5 protein-coding genes are annotated in these 5,101 nt (G+C 72.2%); 1 reads left to right on the plus strand and 4 read right to left on the minus strand.

Going from position 1 to position 5,101, the window contains the following annotated elements; translation table 11 throughout:
* Positions 1-290 precede the first annotated feature (290 nt).
* From recR to Q0112_RS10610, 4 genes are all read right to left on the minus strand, one after another.
* Positions 291-893 (minus strand): recombination mediator RecR, encoded by a 603-nt coding sequence (recR, locus tag Q0112_RS10595; protein WP_297974964.1) that lies wholly within the window; start codon positions 891-893, stop codon positions 291-293.
* A gap of 4 nt (positions 894-897) precedes the next feature.
* Positions 898-1,242 carry a YbaB/EbfC family nucleoid-associated protein gene (locus Q0112_RS10600; RefSeq protein WP_297974966.1) on the minus strand — a complete coding sequence of 115 codons (345 nt, stop codon included), beginning with the start codon at positions 1,240-1,242 and terminating at the stop codon, positions 898-900.
* A 3-nt stretch (positions 1,243-1,245) separates the two neighbouring features.
* Entirely contained in the window at positions 1,246-2,994 is a 1,749-nt protein-coding gene (locus tag Q0112_RS10605) for a DNA polymerase III subunit gamma/tau (RefSeq protein ID WP_297974969.1), read from the minus strand.
* A gap of 82 nt (positions 2,995-3,076) precedes the next feature.
* Positions 3,077-4,657 (minus strand): glucan biosynthesis protein, encoded by a 1,581-nt coding sequence (locus tag Q0112_RS10610; protein ID WP_297974971.1) that lies wholly within the window; start codon positions 4,655-4,657, stop codon positions 3,077-3,079.
* 213 nt (positions 4,658-4,870) lie between these two features.
* Between Q0112_RS10610 and Q0112_RS10615 the strand changes: the two genes are divergently transcribed.
* Positions 4,871-5,101 (plus strand): DUF1778 domain-containing protein (locus Q0112_RS10615; protein ID WP_297974974.1); only part of this gene is annotated, 231 nt, incomplete at its 3' end.

Consider the following 5,101-nt stretch of genomic DNA (forward strand, 5'->3'; position numbering starts at 1 on the left):
GCTTTGATCCAGAGCCGGGTCGGACGGTTGGGATTTTCAAGCTGCTCCCGGAGAATGAAGCCGTCGATGAATAGAATGGCTCCTGCCAAGGCCTCTCATACGGCCCGGAGGATTGAGTCGGGATCGAGGGGAATTCCGTTCGTGTTAACAGCGACTTGGGCGGACTGGAATGCGGCCGGAAAGGGGCTGGAAAGCGGCCATACGATTTGCGGCCGTGACCAGAGAGAGGTCAACGCGGGGGCGCGCGGGGCGCGCGTGCGACGACACCGAACCATTCACCCGGAGGAGGATCAGATCGCCCGGCGCGCCAGCAGGGCCGCGCCGATCGTGCCGTCGTCGAGATAATCGAGTTCGCCCCCGATCGGCACTCCCTTGGCGAGCGAGGTCACCGTCACCCCGAGGGGCGCCAGTTCGCCAGCGATGTAATGCGCCGTCGTCTGCCCGTCGACGGTGGCGTTGAGCGCGAGGATCACCTCGCGCGTCCCCTCCGCGGCCACCCGGGCGACCAGCTCCGGGATGCGCAGCGCCTCCGGCCCCACCCCGTCGAGCGCCGAGAGGATGCCGCCGAGCACGTGATACCGGCCGCGGAAGGCCCCGCCCCGCTCCATCGCCCAGAGATCGGCCACCGTCTCCACCACGCAGATCTCGCCGGTCTCCCGGCGCGGGTCGGCGCAGATGCCGCAGAGATCGCCGGTGGCGATGTTGCCGCAGCGCGGGCATTCCCGGACGCTCGCCGCCACCTCGGCGAGCGCGCCGGCCAGCGGCTCGAGCAGAACCTCGCGCCGCCGCACCATCGCCAGCACCGCCCGCCGGGCCGAGCGGGGGCCGAGGCCCGGCAGCCGCGCCATCAGCGCGATCAGCCGCTCGATGCTCGCCTCGCCCGCCCCGGCCATCGGATCAGAAGGGCAGCTTCATCCCCGGCGGCAGCGCCAGCCCCTCGGTGATCTTCGCCATCTCCGCCTGGGCCGCGTCCATCGCCCGCGCCTGCGCGTCCTTGATCGCGGCCACGATCAGGTCCTCGACCACCTCGCGCTCCTCCGGCACGAAGAGCGAAGGGTCGATCGCCAGCCGCTTCACCGCCCCCTTCGCCGATGCCGTGACCCGGACCAGCCCCGCCCCCGCCTCGCCCGTCACCTCGATCTCGTCGAGACGGTTCTGCGCGTCGGCCATGCGGGTCTGCATCTCCTGCGCCTGCTTCATGATCTTGGCCATGTCGCCAAGCTGGCCCAAGCCCTTCACCATGCCTCACTCCTCTGAGAAGGGATCGAACGGATCCCAATCATCCTGATCGTCGTCGGAAAGCGCCGCCTGTGCCGGTGCCGCCAGCACGTCCTCCGGCCGCACGTCGCGTATCTCCGCCCCAGGGAAGGCCGCCAGCACCGCCTGCACCATCGGATGCTCCCGCGCCCGCGCCTCGAGGTCGCCCTTCTCCCTGGCGCGCACCTCGGCGATCGTCGCCGCGCCGCCGGAGCCCACCACCGCCACGCCCCAGCGCACCCCGGTCCAGAGCTGCAGCCGCTGCGCCAGCCGCGCCGCGAGATCGGGCGGCGCCGACTCGGCCGGCTCGAACTCGATCCGCCCCGGCGCGTAGCGCACGAGGCGCACGCCCTTCTCCACCTCGACCAGCAGGCTCACGTCCCGCCGCGCCCGGATCAGCGCCACCACGTCCTCGAACTGCGCATACCGCGCGAGCGGCCCCGTCTCCGGCGCGCCCTGGGCAACCGGCGACGTCACCGCCGCCGGCCGCGGCTCCTCCGCGACGGCCGTCGCCACAGCCGGACCGGGCGCCGGCCCGCGGCCGCCGCCCCGGCCGCCACCGCCCGGTGGCGGCGGGACCGAGCCGTCGCCCAGCCGGCGCACCAGCTCCTCGGGCGTCGGCAGCTCGGCGACGTGCGTGAGGCGGATGATTGCCATCTCCGCCGCCATGATCGCGCTCGGCGCCGCCGCGACCTCCTCGAGCGCCTTGAGCAGCATCTGCCACATCCGCGTCAGCGCCCGCATCGGCAGCCGGGCGGCGAAGTCGAGCCCGCGCGCCCGCTCGTCGGGCCCCACGGTCGGGTCGTCGGCCGCCTCGGGCGTCAGGCGGACCATCGAGACCCAGTGCGTCACCTCGGCGAGATCGCGCAGCACCGCCAGCGGATCGGCCCCGGCGGCATATTGCGCCGCGAGCTCGGCGAGCGCCCCCTTGGCATCGCCCCGCATCACCGCCTCGAAGAGGTCGAGGACCCGCCCGCGGTCGGCGAGGCCGAGCATGGCGCGCACCTCTTCCGCCGTCGCCTCGCCGGCACCGTGCGCGATCGCCTGGTCGAGCAGCGAGAGCGCGTCGCGCATCGAGCCCTCCGCGGCCCGGGCGATCAGCGCCATCGCGTCCGGCGCGACCGCGACGCCCTCGGCCTCGGCGATGCGCGAGAGATGCGCCAGCATGGCCTCGGGCTCGATCCGGCGCAGGTCGAAGCGCTGGCAGCGTGACAGGACCGTCACCGGCACCTTGCGGATCTCGGTGGTGGCGAAGATGAACTTCACGTGCGCCGGCGGCTCCTCGAGGGTCTTCAGGAGCGCGTTGAAGGCCGAGGTGCTGAGCATGTGCACCTCGTCGATGATGTAGACCTTGTAGCGCGCGCTCGCCGCCCGGTAGGCGACGCCGTCGATGAGCTCGCGGATGTCGCCGACGCCGGTGCGCGAGGCGGCGTCCATCTCGAGCACGTCGACGTGCCGCCCCTCGGCGATGGCGCGGCAGGCCTCGCACACGCCGCAGGGCTCGATCGTGGGTCCGCCCTGCCCGTCCGGGCCGACGCAGTTCAGCCCCTTGGCGATGATCCTGGCCGTGGTGGTCTTGCCGACGCCGCGCACGCCGGTCAGCACGAAGGCATGCGCGATCCGGTCCGAGGCGAAGGCGTTCCGGAGCGTGCGCACCATCGCCTCCTGCCCGATCAGATCGGCGAAGGTCGCGGGACGGTACTTGCGGGCCAGGACCCTGTAGGCGGTCTCGGTCAAGCGGGCTTCCGGCGGAAAGGAACTCTCGCGGCCAACCTAAGCGCCGGACCGGTCAGGGGCAAGGCGTGGCCCGGCCGGTCTCTCACGCACGTTCCGAAAGGAGCCGGTGCAGCTGCGAGGGGAAGGCCTGGTAGAGCCAGGTCTCCGACATCGCCTGCCCCTCGTGGCGGAGGTACATCCTGAGGTCGATCGGCTCGTCGCCCTGGTCGGGGGGGCCGATGCCGAGGTCGAAGGTCACCCGCCAGCGGTCGGTGGTGGCGATCGGATAGGCGTAGATCAGGCTGAGCTCGCCCCGGCTCGCCTCGACCACCGCCTCGACGCCGCTCGAGCGGTCCATGCCCTCGAGGCCCTTGCCGTCGAGGTCGCAGACGAACTTGACCTGGTTCGCCGGGCGCGGCTGGCCGGGCACGCCGCCGGCGCCGATCCGGGTGGCGATGAAGCGGGCGACGGACTGGGGCGGGGAATCCTCCACCCAGTCGAGCTTGTAGCGCAGGTCGTGGCGGCTGCCCGGGGCCGCCGGCGCGGCCGGGTTCCAGAAGGCGACGATGTTGTCGTGGATCTCGTCGTTGGTGGAGAGCTCGACCAGCATCACCGAGCCGGGGCCCCAGTCGCCCTCGGGGGTGATCCAGCAGGTGGCGCGCTTCTCGTAGAAGACGCCGTCGTCCTGGTATTCCTCGAAGCTCCGCTCGCGCTGGGCGAGGCCGAAGCCGCGGAGGCCGTCGGCGCGGAAGCTGTTCGCCATCACCCGCGGGGGGTTGTTGAGCGGGCGCCAGATGCGCTCGCCGGAGGAGAGCTGCATCTCGAGGCCGTCGCTGTCGTGGATCTCCGGGCGCCAGTCGGGGCCGACGAAGTGGTTGTTCTTGCCGTACCAGAACATCGAGGTGAGGGGCGCGATGCCGAGGCGGTCGACCTGGCCGCGCAGGAAGAGCGCCACCTCGATGTCCTGGAAGACGCCGTTGTCGTGCGCGGTCGCCATCCGGTAGGCGCCGGTGGCGCGGGGGCTTTCGAGGAGCGCGTAGATGACGATGCCGCCGGCGGGGGCCTGCTCGAGCCAGAAGCGGGTGAAGCGGGGGAACTCCTCCGGGCCGGGGCCGCCGGAGTCGATGGCGAGGCCGCGGGCGGACATGCCGAACTGGCCGGAGTAGCCGGAGGTGCGGAAGTAGGAGGCGCCGAGGACGGCCATCCAGTCGTTCTTCGCCTCGGGGTCCATCACCGCGAAGCCGGCGAAGCCGGCGTCGTCGAGCTCCAGGGCCGGGTTGCCGTCGGGGATCTCGAAGAGGTCGCGCGAGAAGAGGAGCTCGCGCGCCTCGCCCTCCTCGACGACGCTGATCGCGACCGGCTCCTTGAAGTAGCGGCCGGGATGGAAGAAGCGCACCTTCGCCGCCCCCGGCACGTCGCCCCAGAGCATCGCGTCCTTGCGGTAGACGATCTGGTTGTGCCGGTCGTAGTCGAGCGACTCGAGGATCTCGGCCTGGGCAGGCTGGACGGGGACGAAGGGTTGCCCGGCCAGCGCCTCGGCCATGTCGCGGAGCATGGCGAAGGAGAAGGGCGCCGGCTCTCCGGTGGCGATGCCGGCGGCCCCGGCCCGGCGCGGCAGCAGGGGCAGCACGCCGGCGGCGAGGCCGGCGGAGAGAAGGTCGCGGCGGGTCGGGCGGAGGGCCATGTCGAGCTCCGGCTCTGTTGGCGCGAGGGGTCGGCAAGCCCGATGCTAACCGCCCGCCAGCCCCGCCTCAAGCGGCTCGCGCACACCCGGGCACGTGTGCCCAGGCGGCAAGCCATTCATTTCACTTAACGATTTTTCCGTCTATACGTTGTATTGACAGCTATCAGGGTGCCGGCGATGCTGCCGGCGGCGCTGCGAAGGGAGGTCGGGGCGATGGCGGAGCGACGGCGCGGGGCGCGCGAGATGATGGCATTCCGCATCACCGATGCCGACCGGCGGTGGATCGACCATGCCGCGGCGGCGAGCGGGGCGACGCGCACCGGCTTCATGCTGGCGGCGGCGCTGGAGAAGGCCGACGCGGTGCTCTTCGACCGGGTGCATCCGGCCTGGGACGGCGAGGCGATGCGGGCGTTCCGCGACATCCTGGACGACCCGCCGGCGCCG

Origin of the sequence: uncultured Amaricoccus sp. (assembly GCF_937858865.1) — a bacterium.
Classification (GTDB): domain Bacteria; phylum Pseudomonadota; class Alphaproteobacteria; order Rhodobacterales; family Rhodobacteraceae; genus Amaricoccus.